General features: G+C 48.7%; 17 protein-coding genes. 7 read left to right on the top strand and 10 right to left on the bottom strand.

Features of this window, described 5'->3' with window-relative positions; all coding sequences use genetic code 11:
• Window positions 1–85 precede the first annotated feature (85 nt).
• Both ACRRSY_RS00560 and ACRRSY_RS00555 read left to right on the top strand, forming a co-directional pair.
• Window positions 86–1027, top strand: coding sequence for a DMT family transporter (locus ACRRSY_RS00560; RefSeq protein WP_432464152.1), 942 nt, complete (start codon window positions 86–88; stop codon window positions 1025–1027).
• A gap of 104 nt (window positions 1028–1131) precedes the next feature.
• The gene (locus ACRRSY_RS00555) at window positions 1132–1635 is read left to right on the top strand and encodes a M48 metallopeptidase family protein (RefSeq protein WP_432460603.1); all 504 of its coding nucleotides are present in this window, start codon (window positions 1132–1134) and stop codon (window positions 1633–1635) included.
• Between the two features lie 12 nt (window positions 1636–1647).
• On the opposite strand, the gene ACRRSY_RS00550 is transcribed toward ACRRSY_RS00555, so the two are convergent.
• Genes ACRRSY_RS00550 through speB form a run of 7 tightly spaced genes read right to left on the bottom strand, consistent with a single transcriptional unit; the run spans window position 1648 to window position 8610 of the window.
• Window positions 1648–2565, bottom strand: a complete 918-nt coding sequence (locus ACRRSY_RS00550; protein ID WP_432464151.1) for a 2-hydroxyacid dehydrogenase — start codon at window positions 2563–2565, stop codon at window positions 1648–1650.
• Window positions 2565–3305: a class II aldolase/adducin family protein gene (locus tag ACRRSY_RS00545; protein WP_432464150.1), complete on the bottom strand. Its 741-nt coding sequence runs from the start codon at window positions 3303–3305 to the stop codon at window positions 2565–2567. The genes ACRRSY_RS00550 and ACRRSY_RS00545 overlap by 1 nt, the downstream gene beginning before the upstream one ends.
• Window positions 3302–4828, bottom strand: a complete 1527-nt coding sequence (locus ACRRSY_RS00540) for an amino acid ABC transporter permease/ATP-binding protein (RefSeq protein ID WP_432464149.1) — start codon at window positions 4826–4828, stop codon at window positions 3302–3304. Before ACRRSY_RS00540 ends, ACRRSY_RS00545 begins: the two co-directional genes overlap by 4 nt.
• A 30-nt stretch (window positions 4829–4858) precedes the next feature.
• Window positions 4859–5665: a transporter substrate-binding domain-containing protein gene (locus tag ACRRSY_RS00535; RefSeq protein ID WP_432464148.1), complete on the bottom strand. Its 807-nt coding sequence runs from the start codon at window positions 5663–5665 to the stop codon at window positions 4859–4861.
• Between the two features lie 28 nt (window positions 5666–5693).
• The gene (locus tag ACRRSY_RS00530) at window positions 5694–6755 is read right to left on the bottom strand and encodes an isopenicillin N synthase family dioxygenase (protein WP_432464147.1); all 1062 of its coding nucleotides are present in this window, start codon (window positions 6753–6755) and stop codon (window positions 5694–5696) included.
• Between the two features lie 30 nt (window positions 6756–6785).
• Window positions 6786–7631: a sugar phosphate isomerase/epimerase family protein gene (locus tag ACRRSY_RS00525; RefSeq protein WP_432464700.1), complete on the bottom strand. Its 846-nt coding sequence runs from the start codon at window positions 7629–7631 to the stop codon at window positions 6786–6788.
• A 25-nt stretch (window positions 7632–7656) separates the two neighbouring features.
• Window positions 7657–8610, bottom strand: a complete 954-nt coding sequence (gene speB, locus ACRRSY_RS00520; RefSeq protein ID WP_432464146.1) for an agmatinase — start codon at window positions 8608–8610, stop codon at window positions 7657–7659.
• Between the two features lie 148 nt (window positions 8611–8758).
• Between speB and ACRRSY_RS00515 the strand changes: the two genes are divergently transcribed.
• On the top strand, window positions 8759–9661 hold the full coding sequence (locus tag ACRRSY_RS00515) for a LysR family transcriptional regulator (protein ID WP_432464145.1): 903 nt from the start codon (window positions 8759–8761) through the stop codon (window positions 9659–9661).
• A 260-nt stretch (window positions 9662–9921) separates the two neighbouring features.
• Here ACRRSY_RS00515 and ACRRSY_RS00510 read toward each other — a convergent pair whose 3' ends face one another.
• From ACRRSY_RS00510 to ACRRSY_RS00500, 3 genes are all read right to left on the bottom strand, one after another.
• A complete protein-coding gene (locus tag ACRRSY_RS00510; RefSeq protein ID WP_432464144.1) occupies window positions 9922–10812 on the bottom strand; it encodes a DMT family transporter in 891 nt (296 codons plus the stop codon).
• Between the two features lie 99 nt (window positions 10813–10911).
• Complete coding sequence (locus tag ACRRSY_RS00505) at window positions 10912–11091, bottom strand: hypothetical protein (protein WP_432460600.1); 180 nt, start codon at window positions 11089–11091, stop codon at window positions 10912–10914.
• Between the two features lie 137 nt (window positions 11092–11228).
• On the bottom strand, window positions 11229–11759 hold the full coding sequence (locus ACRRSY_RS00500; RefSeq protein ID WP_432464143.1) for a GNAT family N-acetyltransferase: 531 nt from the start codon (window positions 11757–11759) through the stop codon (window positions 11229–11231).
• Between the two features lie 600 nt (window positions 11760–12359).
• Between ACRRSY_RS00500 and ACRRSY_RS00495 the strand changes: the two genes are divergently transcribed.
• The 4 genes from ACRRSY_RS00495 to ACRRSY_RS00480 are packed head-to-tail and all read left to right on the top strand — an operon-like array spanning window position 12360 to window position 17111.
• Window positions 12360–13760, top strand: coding sequence for a TolC family protein (locus ACRRSY_RS00495; RefSeq protein WP_432464142.1), 1401 nt, complete (start codon window positions 12360–12362; stop codon window positions 13758–13760).
• Window positions 13761–13769: 9 nt separating this feature from the next.
• A complete protein-coding gene (locus ACRRSY_RS00490) occupies window positions 13770–14753 on the top strand; it encodes an HlyD family secretion protein (protein WP_432464141.1) in 984 nt (327 codons plus the stop codon).
• 13 nt (window positions 14754–14766) lie between these two features.
• Window positions 14767–15942 (top strand): ABC transporter permease, encoded by a 1176-nt coding sequence (locus ACRRSY_RS00485; RefSeq protein WP_432455164.1) that lies wholly within the window; start codon window positions 14767–14769, stop codon window positions 15940–15942.
• Entirely contained in the window at window positions 15939–17111 is a 1173-nt protein-coding gene (locus ACRRSY_RS00480; RefSeq protein WP_432455165.1) for an ABC transporter permease, read from the top strand. Before ACRRSY_RS00485 ends, ACRRSY_RS00480 begins: the two co-directional genes overlap by 4 nt.
• Window positions 17112–17226 lie beyond the last annotated feature (115 nt).

The following is a 17226-nucleotide window of genomic DNA, read 5'->3' as shown; positions in this document are numbered from 1 at the left end:
AGATTTAATTGTTACTGGCTGCGAAGCGCAGCCGGTGAACATGCCTTCGTAGCCTCTTTCTCTCTCCATAGAAGGCAGCCAAGACATGAATATTACCCACTACTTTCGCCTTGCCACACGACGGCGCATCCCCCTAGCTCCCAGCAGTCTTGGCTTACTGTTTGCCTTGCTCGCAACCGCCTTATTTTCACTGAAAGGCATTTGGATAAAACTCGCCTACCAACATGGCATCGACCCCACTAGCCTAATGACCCTGCGCATGGCCTTTAGTTTACCGCTCTATGTCGGCCTTGGCTTATGGTGGTGGCAACAGGGCCATTTTACTCACAAGCCGATCGCCAGCCACCTCTTAAAGGCAGCAGCAGTTGGCATCAGCGGTTACTACCTTGCCAGCTATTTGGATTTAAGTGGATTGCAGTATGTCTCAGCCCCCTTGGAACGTGTGGTGCTCTACGCCTACCCCAGTTTTACCATCATCCTGAGTTGGCTGATTTACCGCCAAAAACCACAACGACTGGTGGTGTTCGCTTTACCTCTCAGCTGGTTAGGTGTTGCCATGATGATGTGGAGTGAAACCAAGGGCCAAATGGTCAATCAAGATCTACTGCTAGGCACCGGGCTGGTGATTGCCAGCGCCTTTAGCTTTGCCTGCTATCTGGTTTTCAGTAAAACAATAGTCAGTCAAATCGGTAGCCAGGCTTTTACCTGTATTGCGATGATTGCCGCAAGTTTAGCTATCTTTGTTCACTTTTCATTGCAAGATAGTTCAACTCAGCTCAACCACTATGCTCCGTCCGTTTATGGCTATGCGCTGTGTATGGCGCTGTTTTCAACGGTGATCCCCTCCTTTCTGTTTAGCGAAGCGATCCATCGAATCGGCGCACAAAAAACCGCCATCTCTGGCAGTGTCGGGCCGATCTTTACCCTCTTGATGGCCTGCTATTTATTAGAACACTCGGTCAGCTGGGGGCAAATCCTCGGCATCGGTCTGGTGGTGGCGGCCGTGACGCTGCTGAACCGCAAATAAACTTAAGCCTTGGCGCCAAATTCGTTATAGTGCGCCAGCCCCGCCCGGCCTTAAGCGCCGAGTGGGTATTGAATTAACCCTTGCACAGGAGCCACAGCCCGACCATGTCGACTCTTAAATACCTCAGTGCCTACCCCAGCGAATTAAGTGACCGGATCCAGTACTTACTCGACCAGCAACAATTAGCCGAGTTTTTACTGAACAAATACCCCAAGGTCCACCAAATCCATAATGACAAAGAGCTACGCGACTACGCCACCGAGTTAAAAAATCGTTATATTCGTAAATCGGCCCCCTTAAGCAAGGTGATTTACGATCCAAAAATTCATGTGGTAAAACATGCGCTGGGCCTACATAGCTATGTTTCCCGAATACAAGGCAGCAAACTCAAGAGCAAGAACGAAATTCGCATCAGCAAACTGTTTCAAAAAGTTCCGGAACCTTTTTTAAAGATGATTGTGGTGCACGAGCTGGCCCATCTCAAAGAAAAAGAGCATAACAAAGCCTTCTATCAGCTCTGTCAGCATATGCTGCCCAACTACCACCAGCTAGAGTTTGATACTCGGGTCTACCTTACCCAACTGGAAGAGCTCGGGCCCATTTATTAGTGTTTTCACAGGCTAAATTTGATGCAGCAAAGCTAGGCCTTGGGCCAATCGACGGGTATTTTCCAGCAGCTGCGTCACAATTGCCGTATTCGACGCTTCAGAAGCCATATGGGGGGTCACAGAAACCTTGGGATGTAGCCATAAAGGATGTTTTGCGGCCAAAGGTTCTTCGTCAAAGACATCCAAAATCGCCCCGCGCAAACGTCCTTGATCGAGCGCTGCGATCAAGTCCTCATCTACTACATGTTCCCCACGCCCAGCATTAATTAAAGCCGCTCCGAGTGGCAGTTTCTGAAATAACTGAGCATTCAAAATCCCCGCAGTCAAAGGGGTCAGCGGTAGCAAATTGACTAATATATCTGCTTGATTTAAAAACGCCGCGAAAGCAGACTCCCCGCAATAAGTCGTTACTTTCGCCAAGGATTTTTGATTGCGAGACCAACCCACCACTCGGTAGCCCCATTGAGCCAAACCTAACGCAACATGAGCCCCAATCTCGCCAAGCCCCATCACTGCCACAGTGAGCTGCTGAGCGGGCCGTTGAGGATAACGTTGCCAGTGTTGTATCTTTTGATTGTGCAAGGCTTGATCAAAATGACGATGATAATGCAGCACGCCCCACAAGACATATTCAAGCATGCCCTGCTTTTGCTGTGAGTCCACAATACGGCAAACCGGTAGACCGCAAGCTAATAAATCTGGCCCCAAATGGTCAACACCAGCGGCCAACGAATGCAGCATTTTCAAGCCTGGATAACGTTGCAGTAATTGTTGCTCGGGATACCAGCACGCGGCAACAGAAGCTTGATCCGCACCAGTTTCACCGTCCAAATAAATCCTTATATCCGCTCGTTGCTCAATAAAAGTTTGGCGTAACGAGTCCGCAAAATCGCGGTCATTACTCGCAATTAGAATCGATGTTTGGCTCATTAATCTAGATAACTCCGATCCATCCGGTCCAACTTGCGCAGCCAAGCCTGCCACACCACCTGACGCTCGTGTGCCACCTTGCGGAACTGCTGGCTCGCATAGTCGCTTAATTGAGTTTGGATCGTCGAGACTGGCGTCAGTGCCGCAATCTGAGCACAGGCCAGCTGAATTTCACAGGCTTTGTTCAAATAAAACATAATTTGGAAAGCATCCGCAACACTATGACCAACACTTAACAAACCATGATGGCGTAAGATCAGCGCCATATGGTCCGCCAAAGAAGCTTGAATACGCGCTCTTTCTTCAAGATTAAAAGCCACCCCTTCATAGGCATGGTAACCAATCCCTTGATAAAATTCGGTGCTAATTTGATTCAACTGTAATAAGCCGTGATCGCAGGCCGCCACCGCCATCCCAGCCAATGTATGGGTATGCATCACGCAATGCGCATCTTCGCGGGCCATATGCACCGCACTATGGATGGTGAAACCGGCAAGATTATAATCGGCTTGTCCTCCAAGAACCTTCCCTTGCCCATCCACGACAATTAAGTCGCTCGCAGAAACCTCATCAAACATCAGTCCAAAAGGATTAATCAGAAACTTGGGCTCACCAGATCCGGGGAGTCGAAGCGAAAAGTGGGTATAAATTGTATCTTCCCATCCCAACATGGCCGCTAAACGATAGGCCGCCGCCAAATCACGACGCAACTGTCGTTCTTCACACACATTTAAACTCATGTTTGTCTCCCCATAAATTCGCGCACTCGCAATAGTTCAGGTGTCGCACTATCAGCATGCATGATCTCCGCTGGACTGGCATTCACCTGAAGTAATCCATTTTCCATCATCACCACCCGATCTGAAACCGACAAGGCAAAGTCCATTTCGTGGGTGACAATCACTAAGGTCATGCCCTCACGGGCTAAATCTTGTATCACCTTTAAGACTTCACCAACCATTTCTGGATCGAGCGCCGAAGTCGGTTCATCGAATAAAATAATATCTGGCGATAAGGCTAAGGTGCGAGCGATAGCAACCCGCTGCTGTTGTCCTCCAGAGAGTTGGTGCGGATATTTTTCGGCATGCGCCAGTAGCCCCACGCGATCCAATAGGAAAAGGGCCTGCCGCCGATTCAAATCCTGATTTTTAGCTTGCCCATGATAACGAACCGCCAGCATCACGTTATCGAGCGCCGTCATATGTGGGAAGAGGTTGAAACTTTGAAAAACCATACCAATCCGCAGCATCCCGGCCCGTACTGCTTTTTTGTTAACCAAGGCACCGCCTTTAATATAGTCTTCACCAAACAATACGATTTCACCGCTGTCGATCTGCTCTAAACGATTAATCGTGCGGATCAAAGTGGTTTTACCCGAGCCAGAGGGACCGATAATGCTAAGCACTTCACCATGCGCAATTTTTAAATCAACTTGCTTAAGCACCGTATTTTGGCCATAGGACTTGCGTAATTGTTGAATTTCTAACGCAGGTGGCATGCCCGTCTGAACACTGGCTTTATTGACCCCTAGCGGCTGAGCCGTTTGGCGTAGAGCAGCACATTGCGCTTCACTTAGGCTCTCTGGGCTACGCGACGGTACATCCATTCTCCTCTCTAACCATTGTAAAACTGAGCCAAACACCGTCACGATCATCACGTAATAAACGGCAACCGCCAATAGCGTTTCCAAGACTAAGAAATTCTGCGAATATAACCGTTGTCCGGTGGCTAGCAGTTCGTGTAAAGAGATCGCCGAGACCAATGAACTGAGTTTAATCACCGTGACATATTCATTGATCATCGATGGTAATGAAATACGAAAAGCTTGGGGGATCACAATGAGGCGCTGAATACCTAAAAACCCAATATTTAAAGCATGTCCCGCTTCTCGCTGTCCTTTGGCAACCGCAAGTAGACCACTACGATGGATCTCAGCCATATATGCCGCCTCGGTCACCACCAAACTGACCAAACCAGAAATGAACGGAACGCCTAACAGGGCACCCGAGTTAGGCAATAACTGCGGCAGGTTATATACAAAGACCAAAACGACCAACAAGGGCACACTTCTAAAAAACCAAATGTAAACCTTTGTGGGCCAGGCGAACCAAGGATTGGAAGACATCTTGAAGCAGGCCAGCACAAATCCCAATACCAGTCCGATACTCCAAGATAAAGTACTCAATATAACCACAATGACACAGGCTTTCCAGAATGCCACCATAGAGAACAACGAGAAAAAGTAGTTCCAATCCAAGCTCATATTCACTCCATATTGATACGCGTGAAGCGACTATTGCGCCGGCGATAAATCATATTTTTCAAGCAAGGCAGGAAAACTACCATTGGCGGTAATCGTCGCTAAAGCGCTCTCTAAGGCCTGTTTTAATTGGCTATTCCCTTGTTTGACATAGATCCCTAGGGTTTGTGGATAAACCAAATCAGGGGAGCTAATTTCTATCCGCCCTTTGGTGCGTTCAACAAACATCTTGGCCGCACCGGCAATTTCCAGCTGAGCATCAACATTTTTCGATAATAAAGCCTGAGAAACCTCCGGCGCAGAAGGGAACTCGTGGACCTTAATTAAAGGTTTACTATTGGCTTCACAGTAGCTGCTTGAAAGCTCATTTAAGGCTTTTACCCAAGTGGTTCCTTGTTGTAAACCCACTGACAAGCCACATAGTTCTTGTTCGGTTTTTGGCTGGAACTGGCTGCCCTTAACCACCATGATCGATGCTCCTGTTCGGGCGTAGGGGATCGCATCCGCCTTCTTCAGACGATCGGGCGTCACATACATCCCAGAAATAACCGCATCAAATTTTTGCGAAGCTAAACCTAAAATCAGCCCGGTAAATTTATTATCAATGAATTTAGGCTGAGCATTGATTTGCTCGGCCAATAAGGCTGATACTTCAGGGTCAAATCCAACCACTTTATCGCCCTCATAAGATTCAAAGGGTGGATAAGTAATTTCCATGCCAACTTTAAACTCTCCATCAGCCAGTAAATCAGCCGCCTGTACGGTATGCATCAATGGTCCGCTCAGTGCGAAACCGACAACAGCTAGACGGGCTAACCAAGTTTTTTGAGTATTAAACATAAGTCTCTTCCTTAAGATTGGTAATAATTTAAGCGCTCTCGCTGTGTTTTTTTAAATGGCCAAAACTGGCGACATCACGGGCTCCTTCAGGTAAAGAGACCGCTCCGTTTGCCACTCGCTCGCGCAAGTAGCGGTAAGTCTGTAATGCTTGGCTATACATATGCTCGCCAATACTAATTTCTGGATAGTCTTGAGGATCAGCTTGCTGCTGAAAGTCAGCCAAAGGACGAATCAGAGTGTGATAGTCACAGGCGAAAAATAACGGGAAAGAATAACGCTCCTGGCTCACTTTACGCACCCGATGTGCGGTAGCAACAAACTGCCCAGCAGTGAGCACTTCCAACATATCTCCCACATTCACCACAAAGGCCTCTTCGCCATCTTCAAGGTAAGGCGGCGCATCGATCCACTCACCCGCCTCATTTAAAACTTCCAGCCCGGCTTGATCTGCAAGTAACAAGGTAAAACACTCATAATCGGTATGAGCACCAATACCGGGTGCGTCTTCTGCCTCGGCATCAAAGGGATAATGGATCAAACGCAGTTTAGAGGGCGGACAAGTCACCATCGCATCGAAGTAATCTTCGTCCAGCCCCAGGGCAAGAGCAAAACCCGAAAATACCCGGCGACCTAAGGCAAATACTTGCGCATAATATTCCAATATGGGTTGTTTAAAGTGCTCCAACTCGGGCCATTGATTGGCACCGATCAGCGGCGTGCCGGCTTGCACTAAAGGATGATCGTCAGGTGCCTGAAAGCCCACATCAAACGCTTCTTTACGATCGGGTTTGCCGGTCCCATAAATCTCTTCGCCTTCTGGTACATAGCCCTTGTGACTTTTAGATGAACCAATGTAGTAATCCATCTTAGCTGCCATGTCTTGTGCAAAAAATCGTTTCGCCGCATTCCTTAATCCAGCAATCAGCTCTGCCGATATTCCGTGTCCCGTGAGATAAATAAAGCCCACATCACGTGCTGCCTGTGCCAACTGCTCGGCCACCGCGCAACGTTTCTCAAGCTGCTTATCAAACAGATCGGCAATATTCACTACGGGGATAGACGTAAAGACAGGAACTTTCGATTTTTCCATGAGAAACTCCTACAGCTTCAATGAAGCTGGCTAAATAGATTGACTATATTGTTCAAAATGACAACGCTGTTGCTTCGCCATCCATTGATTGAGTGACCACAGGTCCGCCACCGGAACATCGGTAAATGGCAGGTGATGCAAATAACCATCTGGGCCGAACTCGGTGGTCATCGTTGTCACGCTATACCCCTGACGACGCTGCTCTTCCCATATGCTCTGCCAATATTGTTGGTGAAAATCTAGAGCAGGCTGGTATTCTGGCGCACCAGGATGGGGCGTCTGTGGGCCTTGTGGGTAACCCACTCGCGCTTGAATATGATGGACCTGACGAATAAATGCGGAAAGGTCATCAGCTGGATCATTCAATAGACGTTCACACACCACCACCCAATGACTAATGTCGGTGGTGAAGCGTAAGTCCGGTAACTGGCGGATCAATTCTAAGGTTACCCAAGGGGAATAGAGTGACGTGGCGCGGTGAGTTTCGAAAGCGCAAATCATGCCTCGCTGATTAGCCAGCTGCTGTGCAGCGGCGAAGAAATCAACTTGCGCAGACAAACACCAGCGATCATTTCCAGCCAGCACATTCACAAAACGAGGATTCAAGCTGACAGCGGCGTCCAAACCGCTGGCTAAGCGCTCCAAGTGTTGCTCTGGTCCGTCCCCCTGATGCGGAATGACATCCCCGCCAGTAAACAGGATCCCGATATAGTCCAATTGCTGCGCATTTAAATCTCGGCACAATTGTACTCTTGCAGACGGACTCTGCGGAATTCGAGCTTCAACCCCAACATAACCTTCCTGTTTTAGCGTTTCGGCTATCTCAGAGATGGCTTGCTCAACGCCCCACAGTGTTCGAAATAGATCTAATTGCATCACCTTAGCCTCTCCTATTTACCGCCTATTTGTGATAGTCCACACCGGGAACTACACACAGCATTTCATACAACAGATTGGCCGCTAACTGGGAGGTATTGCCGCTTACATCATAGGGCGGAGATACTTCCACTAAGTCGCCGCCAATCAGATTTAGCCCACGACAACCGCGCACCACCTCCATCGCTTGGATCGAACTCAAACCGCCAACTTCGGGAGTACCGGTACCCGGAGCCCAAGCGGGGTCAATGCCATCGATATCGAAGGATAAATAAACCGATCCGCGGCCCATCATCTCTCTTACCTCCGCCATTAACGGACTGAGCGAGCGGTGCCAACACTGTTCTGCGGTAATCAAACGAAAGCCCTGATCAACGCCCCATTGAAAATCCTCAGCCGCATACCCCTGGGCCCGTTGACCGATCTGCACCACTCGCTGGCAATCTAATAGACCTTCCTCTACGGCGCGTCGAAAGGTTGTACCGTGTGCAATTTTCTCGCCAAACATCGTGTCATTGGTATCAGTATGAGCATCCACATGTACCAGGCCCACGGGGCCATGCTTCTTTGCCAACGCTCTCAAGATTGGTAAGGTCAGGGTATGATCACCACCAAGGGTCAAGGGAACTAAGGGGTAGCAGGCTAAGTTGTCATAGTACTGTTCAATAATTTCGACCGACTTCAACAAGCTATAGGTATTGATCGGTACATCGCCAATATCAGCCACCGACAAACTATCAAAGGGCGCTGCGCCGGTGGCCATATTATAGGGACGGATCATCACCGACTCGGCGCGGATCTGGCGCGGCCCGTAGCGCGTACCAGCTCGCAACGAGGTTCCCACATCGAGCGGAATGCCGACGAAGGCCACATCTAAACTGTCGAGTTGCTCTACAAATGGCAGTCTCATCATGGTGGAACGGCCCGCAAACCGAGGCATGTCATTACCACTTTGTGGTTGATGATATAGTTTCGACATAAATGACTTCCCTCATAAATCAGCGAATAGAAATGCTGCTCAATGGCAGCTTTAAAGTCATCATAGAAACCAAAACTTGACGGTTAAATAGCAAATAACAAATAATTACTTCACAAAAAACTGAACTAAAAGTTCATCGGAGCGCCCCTTGAAAAACAATAAATCCATCAACATGCGACTCATCGAGGTATTTGTAGCCGTGGTGCAAAACCAAGGTTATGCCGGGGCGCAGCAAGCTTTGAACCTCACAACGTCAGCGATTAGTAACTACATGAGTGACCTAGAAAATCGCGTAGGATTTGTGCTTTGCCAACGTGGCCGTTCTGGTTTTTTATTAACCGAAAAAGGCCAACAGTTTCTCCATCAAAGTTTAAAATTATTAAACGAATTTGACGCACTGGAACGTCAGGCTGAATCCCTGAAGGGCGATCAAGGGGGTACTTTTCGAATTGCGGTACTCGACGCCACCGTGATGGACAACGCCTTATCACTGCCAATGATACTGCGTCAATTTAATCAACTTTATCCCGCAGTACATCTCAACTTGCAAATCCGTAGCCCTTACGAGCAAATTGAGGGGATCTTAAACAATCAACTCGACTTCGCCATCGGTAATTATCCCTCCAGCGTAAACAACGTGATTTCTGAAAAGTTATATCGCGAGCAACACTGGCTCTATTGCAGCGACCTACACCCCTTATATGAGCAACGTCAGACCACCCGAGAGCAAATCATTGGTTATGGCTTAGTCACACGTAGCTATTGGAATACCGCAGATTTAAGACGCCGTGGTTTTGGTCATAGTACCGCCACCGTAGAAAGCATGGAGGCGCAATTGGCGCTTATTCTATCGGGAAAATATATCGGCTATCTACCCGAGCACTACGCTGACTCATGGCTCAATGACCAACGTTTACGTCCGATATTACCCAGTGAATTTGGCTATCAGGCACATTTCGCTATGATTTACCGAAGAGGTCGCAGCCGTGAGGTTTTCATTCGAAGCCTACGCAAACTGTTAAATCAACAAACCCTTAAAAAAGCCAAGTAAGGCGCTTAAAGCTTAATCTTTGGTCAGGTTTTTCTGCCAGCAGAGACCCAATTGGTATAACTCCTAATCTTTAACCATCGGATTTACATCAGCAAACTTATAACACCTTAGCCACCAACTGACTGGCCAGACTTTAATCTAGATGATTTTATGTTTATTGCAGCTTAGCGGCTCTCGGGGCAAACGATAAACAGTCATACGGTGTACCCGCAGCGGACCGTCGCTCACTTTAAAGTACCAACGTAGATTGCGACGTTCCACTACGAATCAACCGTGCTAGCTCTTTTGCCAAGCACCCAAATACTGAGCATCAGCAATCCGCCGCCTAGCAGTTGCAGGTGACTCATCTGAGCTCCGAGGATAAAAGCCGAGAGCACTACCGCAGTGAGGGGCTCTAAAAGCGTGGCGACGGTAAGGGTTGTTGGGCTCAGTTTGGCAGCGCCCCAACTAAATGCCAACAGCGCCAGAGCCGCAGTCACCACTCCCAAATATAGAAACCAAGCTTGTGGTGGGACCGCAACTGGCCAGCTTAATGGTCGAAACAGTCCAAAGATCGCCATCACAAGTGTCGCAATGACGGTGAGGCAGGTGGTTGACTGGCCCGCGCCTAACACCTTTGACAAACGGCCACTAGTCATCGAAAATCCAGCATAAAGAAAAGCCGATACCAGCGAGAAAGCGATGCCGATGACCACATTTTTAAAACCTGCCGCGGTATTCGCCTCGCCATGCTGAAACACAATCAATATGGTGCCAATAATCGCCGCAACCAATACGCTGAAGAGTTGACGGTCAATGATTTCCTGGCCTCGAACAACCGCAACCATAGTCACTAAAACCGGAGGCAGGCAAAGTGCGATCAGAGTCGGCACTGCTGCGCCCATCCGCTCGATGCCGAGAAACCAGCACAATACATAACCAGCCATTGCGATACCAGCGATCGTCAAGCGACCTAAAACCGGCTGAACCAAGCGCCAATGAATGTTTTTACCAAAGATCCCAAGCAAAACCACAGAACCAATCGCAAAACGCCAAAATGATATATTCTCTGGCGTGAAACCATGCTGCGCCACCAATAGGTTCACCACCAATGCCCCCGTTCCCCAAAGAAAACCCGCACCACAAGCGGCAAGCAGTGCTAAGACTGGCATAGGGACGGCCCTCTCAAACGGTATGAAAGGTCCGAGTAAAGCCACTTTCCAAAGCTATTGTCGTATTTCATCATTTGCTTCACAGTTTATACTTCCTGATTACTTGATTAGCTGCGCTCCATGACTCAAGCCAAGCGAGTCGCATTTTTGACGAGAGAATTCATCTTCTTGATAACGCGGTAAATCGGCAGTTAATCTGCGTTGACAATGAATCACGTTGCTAATATCGCCAGTTAATCTGCGTTGAATCGAACCACACAAACAACTCCCTTTATCCATAATTGCCGCTCTGCCTTGCTATTCCCTGTTTAGCCAAAGGCTAAGCATACGGAAATGATCGTTCGCTAAGATTTCGAAGCGCTGAGTCCGGTGCTTTTTGCTTGTGAAAAAACCGACAAAGGCTGTTTTTCGAGCCACTATTGTTTCGTGATTTGATACAGGCAATGCCGCTCCAATCGATGTCCAGCCGATAATTGAGGATGATTAAAATCTTGCTGAGTATTTAGCATCCCCAATTTCAACATCACCCGCTGAGAGGCTCGATTCTGTATTGCCGTAAATGCATACACCGAAGTCACAGCTAACTTTAAAAAGGCAAATTCCAAGGCTTTTTCCGCCGCTTCGGGGGCGTAGCCGAGTCCCCAACAGTCTGAAGATAAACGCCAGCCAATTTCAATCAATGGCGCATCAGGAATGCCGCTATTTTCATCTTGCTGATGCAGTCCAACAAATCCAATAAATTGGCCCGTCGATTTCAACTCAAGGGCCCAAAACCCCCAGCCTCTTTCTGAAATAAGATTTTGAATACGCTTGGCTTGTTGGTCGCTTTCCGGTGTTGAAAGGACTGCCGGAAAATAGCGCATCACTCTGGGATCTGCATTCAATTGCGCATACGCTCGATAATCTGCACAAGTCCATTGCCGAAGGATTAATCGCTTGGTTTCCATTTTTATCGTCTTTGTTACTCCTAAGCAAATGATATCTGCAGCGCATTGCTTGCAGGCTAAAGCAGCAGCTTGATATTTATGAATTAATTGGTGCTCTAATACAATAAAAAAATCAGCTTAAAAAGCCGGCTACTCAAGCAAAGGCCACTCGGTATGCCAGCCTGTTATTCGCAGGCTTCACCAGCATGACAATGGCCCCAGCTTCACAATCTCGTCTTAGCTGCTGCAACATCAGCTGTCATGGTGGCGTCGATATCTCTATTGTTATTTTTCCAGACAAGCACATAAGCAAATAGCACAGCTTCGTGACAAAACCACCACTGAAGCCCTGCTTCCTACTCCCATCTATCGCGGGCTCTCAGAGCCTAAATTGAGTAAAGAGCCAGTCAATTGAAACAAAACTGCTATTGCTCAATCTCATGATGATCAACAGTGGCCAAGATCCTTAGCAAATAACGCGACGCTGCCCCAGTAATCGGCTTATAAAAGGATTTACACTAAGGCTTGTCCAGACGCACATTGCAACCACGAAAGGCTTGAACCAGCCTTAAGGATTAAGCTAGAGTAAATATTCTAATTGGATAGGGATCGACCATACTGATGAGGTACTTTTTACGCTGCGCGATTACCGCGACTTGCTGGTTTGGCGCAAGCGCATTCATCTTGATCTCCACAGCACAGGCCATGAGTTTCGAGCAGGCCTGGCAACAAGTACTGCAACATAACGACAGCTTAGCCGCCGATAAAGCCAATTTGGCGCGCAGTGAGGCTTTGCGTGATGCAGCGACCGATCTGTATTACCCCAAAATAGATCTCAGCGGCAGCTATACCCGTTTGGAGAAACCAATCGCGCTCGATCTCAAAGACCTAGAACCTCTGGCCTCGCTCGACCCAAGTGCCCTAGACCCAGTGCTGGCACAAATTCTTGGACCGCTACTTCAGTTACCCACGACGACCAACTTCACCGAGCAAAATATCACCACCAGTTCCATCCGCGCTATTTGGCCGCTTTACCTGGGCGGCCGACGCGGTGCCGCGATTGATATCGCGCGCGAACAACATATCGAAGCCGCTAAAATCTTAGCGATGCGACAGCAGGCGAAGTTTGAAGATTTGGCTCGCGTCTATTTTGGCGTGGTTCTCACCACTCAGGTCGCCCAAACCTACCAAGAAGTCGAAGATGGTCTCGCCAAACATCGACGCAACGCGATGAAGCTAGAGCAACAAGGACAAATCGCGCTGGTAGAACGTCTGCAGGCCGATGCATCCTACGATAAGGCCAAAGTTGATACCAAAAAAGCGCTGCGCAACTACCAAATCGCGCAACTCGCCTTAAGTAAGCTATTACATCAAGACACGGCGATCCAGCCGGCCACCAAGCTATTTACCGAACCTCGCATCCCAGCCCTCGCAGCTTTTATGTCAAAAACACTCAGCAGCTACCCCGGCCTCGCGATTCTCGACAGCAAGGCAGAGCAGGCCAAAAACATGCAGATTATTGCCAAAAGTCTTTACCAGCCAGAGGTTTACATGTTTGGTAACTACCAACTTTACGAAGGAGACAGTCTGGCAGCTAAAGTCTCGCCTGACTGGATGGTCGGCCTTGGCGTATCAGTGCCCTTAGTCGATAACAGCGGTCGCTCGGGCAAAGTACAAGCCGCCCATAGCAACCTTGTCCAAATCCATTATTTACATGCTCAAGCCCAGCGAGACCTGAGCCTACTCGTTGAAAAAACCTACCGCGAAGCCGAACAAGCCTTAGAAGAATATCAGGGTCTGGAATCCAGCCTCGCCCTAGCGCAAGAAAACCTGCGGATCCGTCTCAAGGCTTTTAGCCAAGGTTTAGCCACCTCATTAGATGTGGTGGATGCTGAACTATTTCAGGCGAAGGTCAAAACCCAACGCCAATCGGCAGCTTATAATCATGTTATCGCGTTGGCTAAGCTCACTGCACTGAGTGGTGAAATGGACCGGTTTTCACAATATTATCGATTTAACTAAGGCCTGATTATGCGTAAGTTTTCCGCTCTATTACCCATCGCACCGTTACTGGCAATTATTGCTTGGGTCGGCTATTCCTTTTGGCAAGCCTATCAACCGCAGGCACAAACTCTGCAGGGGCAAATCGAGGCCCAGCAATACAACATTTCTTCAAAGGTAGCGGGACGGATCGATCAAGTCTTGGTTAAAAAGGGTGAACAGGTTGAGCCAGGACAACTGATCTTCTCAATTACCAGTCCTGAACTCGAAGCCAAACTAGAGCAAGCCAAAGCCGGTCAACAAGCTGCGTCGGCAATCGCCGAACAGGCTGAAAATGGGGCTCGCAGCCAAGAAATATCAGCGGCCAAAGATCAATGGCAAAAAGCTCAAGCGGCCACTCAGCTAAGCGAAAAGACCTATCAACGGGTCAATAACCTCTTTAAAGACGGTGTGGTCTCTGAGCAAAAACGCGACGAATCCTATACCCAATGGCAAGCAGCCCGCTACACTGAAAATTCGGCATCCGAAATGTATCAAATGGCCAAGGCTGGCGCGCGTGACGAAACCAAAAAAGCCGCCGTCGAACAGCTGCGAGCTGCCGCAGGGAAAGTGGCCGAAGTGCAAGCCTATGCCAGTGATACCTTAGTGAAAAGCTGGCACGCTGGCGAAGTCAGTCAAATTTTGCTGCAGCAAGGCGAGCTAGCCCCTACAGGTTTTCCAGTCGTTTCAATCATCGACATGCAAGATGCCTGGCTGATTTTACATGTGCGCGAAGATCAACTCAGCCGATTTCAGAAAGGTCAGCAGTTTAGTGCCACGCTGCCCGCCTTAAATAATCAACAGGTTGATTTTAAAGTTTCCCATGTGGCGGTAATGGGGGATTTTGCCACCTGGCGGGCCACCGACAGTCGCACCGGGTTTGACCTGCGCACCTTTGAAATTGAAGCGAGGCCCACCCAAGCAGTACCGCAACTGCGAGTCGGCATGAGTGCCATTATCACTCTTGAACACTAGGCGAAACCTGCTGATGTCTTCACCATCACCTCGCTTTTCACAACTGCTGGCGCAACAGTGGCACCAGCTGCGACAAGATGCATGGTTAAGCGCCTTGCTCAGCTGGGTTCCCTTACTGTTATTTGTACTGTTATGGTGGATTTTTTCCGCAGGGCTTACCCGAGATTTAACCATCGCAGTGGTCGACCATGATCACAGCCAATTGTCGCGTAGCCTTATCGCCCACTATGATGCCAGCCCAAGCTTGCAGGTGCAGAGTGTAGCCGACCAAGTGGAGGCAGGGGTCCTGCTCCGCACTGGTCAAGTGAACGCGTTACTCATTATCCCCAATCAGCTTGAACAACATACCAAACTGGGTCAGGCACCTACCGTGGCCGCCTATTATAATGGCCAACTGATGGTGGTGGGTAAGCAAATCAACTCGGCATTGCAAAAAAGCCACGCCACTTTTAATGCCAAAGTTGCACTGCTCAGAGTCCTCAGCCAAGGGAATACTCAAACCTCGCAAGCACTGGCCCAAGCTGTCCCCATTCGCAACCAAATTAGTGCGCTGTTTAACGGCAATAGCAACTACGCTCAATTTATCGTTTCGGCAGCCCTACCAGCTTTTTGGCAAGTGCTCTGCATGGTGGTGATGGTACTCGCCCTTGGCGCAGAACTGCGTGAGCAAAGTTTTCGGTCTTGGCTTAAAAAGGATGCCAGCAAGAAAATTGCCGCTAAACTATTATTTTTTGGCGCCTTGCTATGGCTACAAGGAGTGTTGTTTTGTAGCCTAATGTTTACCAGCTTCGACTGGCCAATGCGGGGCTCGTGGAGCATCCTATTGCTGGCCTTAGTGCTTTGTGTATTGGCCTCACAAGCCATTGCCCTGCTGTTTATCTTATTATTTGAAGATCTTGCTCGCGCTTTAAGTTTCGCCGCCGCCCTCACCGCGCCAAGTTTCGCCTTTATGGGGGTGACCTTCCCAGTGAGTGATATGCCTTGGTTTGCCCAATTCTGGCGAAGCTTAATTCCGGTTTGCCACTACATCGAGATCCAAATCACTCAGGCAAACTATGGGGCACCAGTGTTGCAATCACTGCCCGCACTCAGCCACTTACTGATATTCCTATTGGCTTTCGTCAGCGCGGCATGGCTAGTCAAGCTGCGTTTTCAGGGATTATCACAACCTGATGAGTCCGTATCATGAACAGCTACCTATTGCTGCGGCTAGAGATACGGCGGCTGTTCGCCAATCGAGCCCTGTTACTCACCGCCATTGGGGGCTTGCTGTTTTATGCCTTTCTCTATCCACGACCCTATATGCAACAAAGCCCTCGAGAACAGCAGATAGCAGTGGTCAATCACGATGGCAATCAGTTCAGTCGGCAACTACTTAGGATGGTCGATGCCAGCCCACTGATCAAAGTAAGCGCACAGGTGGCCAGCATTGAACAGGCTCAGCAACTGCTAGTGGAACGCCGTGTTGGCGGCTTACTGGTGATCCCGAAACACTTTTATCGTGACCTATTGCAGGACCGCTCTCCAGCGCTCTCCTATGCTGGCGATGCTTCTTATTTCTTAGTTTACAGCACCATTGTAGAAGGCCTAAGTACCACCGCGGGTACTTTAGCGGCGCAAACCAAGGTCAGCAAAATGCTTATCGAAGGCATCCCCCTTAAAGGTGCCGCCGAATCACACACGCCCATCAAGCTGAGTAGCAATCCGGTTTTTAATGCCAATCAAGGCTATTTAGATTATGTATTACCCGCTGTCTTTATTATCTTGTTACACCAAACTTTGTTAATCGCCGTAGGCCTACACGCCACTCCCAGTCGCCCTGCACTCAAACCCAATTATCTGCACTTTGTGCCCGCCTGGAAGTTGGTGCTGGTACGCAGCCTGTTGTTTGTGGCCCTCTACAGCGTACTCAGCTGCTTCTATCTTGGTTTTGTACTTGATTATTACCAGGTTCACCTCTGGGGACATATGGCAGACATCGCGGCCATGCTGCTGCCCTTTCTGCTTGCAAGCTGCGGTTTTTCAATGTGTATCGCAACCCTATTACCAAAACGCGATTACGCCACGGTGGTCGGTTTGATAAGTTCTCTGCCGATTGTATTTGGCTGCGGATTTATTTGGCCACAGAGCGCGATCCCGATGCCAATCAACATGCTAGCCGATTTAGTTCCCGCCAAACCAATGGTGCTGGGCCTATTAAAGCTCAACCAAATGGGCGCCAGCTTTACTGAAGTGCAAAACCACTTTACTCATTTATGGTTGTTGGCGGTCATCTACTTACTATTGGCGGTGGCGATGAATCAATATAAGTCGCCAAGTTCTAAAGACAATAATTCAAAATTCTCAAACCATATTTAAGCCTGAATTCATTATCTATTTGTTCTAAATCAATAAAAAAAAGCCTTTCATAATTCTGTCACCCAATAGTCATCCGACCAGCCTAGCGTGAATTCATCTTTCATCAATCAAAGAG

Source organism: Agarivorans sp. QJM3NY_33, from assembly GCF_050870865.2.
Lineage (GTDB): Bacteria > Pseudomonadota > Gammaproteobacteria > Enterobacterales > Celerinatantimonadaceae > Agarivorans.
Note: the sequence above shows the minus strand (reverse complement) of the source record. Positions and strands in the feature narration are given on the sequence as shown.

What these genes read in the sequence shown, in the direction of transcription:
- ACRRSY_RS00530 (WP_432464147.1), bottom strand. Translation starts at nt 6,755, where the DNA reads ATGGAAAAATCGAAAGTTCCTGTCTTTACGTCTATCCCCGTAGTGAAT.
- ACRRSY_RS00560 (WP_432464152.1), top strand. Translation starts at nt 86, where the DNA reads ATGAATATTACCCACTACTTTCGCCTTGCCACACGACGGCGCATCCCC.
- ACRRSY_RS00550 (WP_432464151.1), bottom strand. Translation starts at nt 2,565, where the DNA reads ATGAGCCAAACATCGATTCTAATTGCGAGTAATGACCGCGATTTTGCG.
- ACRRSY_RS00490 (WP_432464141.1), top strand. Translation starts at nt 13,770, where the DNA reads ATGCGTAAGTTTTCCGCTCTATTACCCATCGCACCGTTACTGGCAATT.
- ACRRSY_RS00505 (WP_432460600.1), bottom strand. Translation starts at nt 11,091, where the DNA reads ATGGATAAAGGGAGTTGTTTGTGTGGTTCGATTCAACGCAGATTAACT.
- ACRRSY_RS00525 (WP_432464700.1), bottom strand. Translation starts at nt 7,631, where the DNA reads ATGCAATTAGATCTATTTCGAACACTGTGGGGCGTTGAGCAAGCCATC.
- speB (WP_432464146.1), bottom strand. Translation starts at nt 8,610, where the DNA reads ATGTCGAAACTATATCATCAACCACAAAGTGGTAATGACATGCCTCGG.
- ACRRSY_RS00510 (WP_432464144.1), bottom strand. Translation starts at nt 10,812, where the DNA reads ATGCCAGTCTTAGCACTGCTTGCCGCTTGTGGTGCGGGTTTTCTTTGG.
- ACRRSY_RS00495 (WP_432464142.1), top strand. Translation starts at nt 12,360, where the DNA reads ATGAGGTACTTTTTACGCTGCGCGATTACCGCGACTTGCTGGTTTGGC.
- ACRRSY_RS00535 (WP_432464148.1), bottom strand. Translation starts at nt 5,665, where the DNA reads ATGTTTAATACTCAAAAAACTTGGTTAGCCCGTCTAGCTGTTGTCGGT.
- ACRRSY_RS00485 (WP_432455164.1), top strand. Translation starts at nt 14,767, where the DNA reads ATGTCTTCACCATCACCTCGCTTTTCACAACTGCTGGCGCAACAGTGG.
- ACRRSY_RS00480 (WP_432455165.1), top strand. Translation starts at nt 15,939, where the DNA reads ATGAACAGCTACCTATTGCTGCGGCTAGAGATACGGCGGCTGTTCGCC.
- ACRRSY_RS00500 (WP_432464143.1), bottom strand. Translation starts at nt 11,759, where the DNA reads ATGGAAACCAAGCGATTAATCCTTCGGCAATGGACTTGTGCAGATTAT.
- ACRRSY_RS00545 (WP_432464150.1), bottom strand. Translation starts at nt 3,305, where the DNA reads ATGAGTTTAAATGTGTGTGAAGAACGACAGTTGCGTCGTGATTTGGCG.
- ACRRSY_RS00555 (WP_432460603.1), top strand. Translation starts at nt 1,132, where the DNA reads ATGTCGACTCTTAAATACCTCAGTGCCTACCCCAGCGAATTAAGTGAC.
- ACRRSY_RS00540 (WP_432464149.1), bottom strand. Translation starts at nt 4,828, where the DNA reads ATGAGCTTGGATTGGAACTACTTTTTCTCGTTGTTCTCTATGGTGGCA.